This is a genomic window from Micromonospora maritima (assembly GCF_902825405.1).
Lineage (GTDB): Bacteria > Actinomycetota > Actinomycetes > Mycobacteriales > Micromonosporaceae > Micromonospora > Micromonospora maritima.
Genome location: NZ_CADEAU010000934.1, coordinates 1 through 868, shown reverse-complemented (window position 1 = coordinate 868; position 868 = coordinate 1). Strand labels below are relative to the sequence as shown.

At 76.7% G+C, this 868-nt stretch carries 2 protein-coding genes; both read right to left on the bottom strand.

Translation table 11 applies throughout. From position 1 onward, the window contains the following. A partial coding sequence (locus HUW36_RS33640) for a TlyA family RNA methyltransferase (protein WP_174531676.1) occupies positions 1-655 on the bottom strand: 655 nt, incomplete at its 3' end. A gap of 22 nt (positions 656-677) precedes the next feature. Further along, positions 678-868, bottom strand: a 191-nt coding sequence (locus HUW36_RS33635) for a hypothetical protein (RefSeq protein ID WP_174531675.1), incomplete at its 5' end; no start/stop codon positions are given.

The following is an 868-nucleotide window of genomic DNA, read 5'->3' as shown; positions in this document are numbered from 1 at the left end:
CGGCCGCGGCCACGTCGAGCACCGCCTCGGCCCGCAGCGCCGGGTCGCGCACCACGCCGCCGGCCCCGACCCGCTCCTTGCCGACCTCGAACTGCGGCTTGACCATCAGCGCCAGGTCGCCGTCGGGGCCGGTGCAGCCGGCCAGCGCCGGCAGCACCAGGCGCAGTGAGATGAACGACAGGTCGGCCACCGTCAGGTCGACCGGCCCGCCGATCGCCTCCGGCGTGAGGGTACGCACGTTGGTGCGCTCGAACACCCGGACCCGCTCGTCGGTGCGCAACGGCCAGGCGAGCTGCCCGTAGCCGACGTCGACGGCGACCACCTCGGCGGCGCCGGCGCGCAGCAGCACGTCGGTGAAGCCGCCGGTGGAGGCGCCCGCGTCCAGGCAGCGCCGACCGGTCACCGCCAGCCCGCCCGGGGCGAACGCCGCGAGCGCACCGGCCAGCTTGTGACCGCCTCGGGAGACGTAGTCCTCAGTCGGGTCCTCGCCGGTGACCAGCAGCGGGTCCGCCGGGTCGACCATGGCGGCGGGCTTGCGGGCCGGCACTCCGCGCAGCTGGACGCGACCGGCCTCCACCAGCGCGGCGGCCTGCTCCCGGGAGCGGGCCAGGCCACGCCGGACGAGTTCGGCGTCCAGCCGGGTACGACGAGCCATCGGTGTCGTTCTCCGCCTCTGCTCAGGCCTGGTCGATGGTGGCGAGCGTCTCGCGCAACGTCTCGTAGGCCGCCTCGTACTGGGCGATCTGGTCGGCCGGGGCGAGCGCCTCGGCGTTGGCCATGCCCCGCACGGCGGCGTCGACCGCCGGGTGCCGGGCCTCACCGACCTCCTCGACCGGCGCCGGGCGGACGCCGGGCGGCGGGCCGGGAC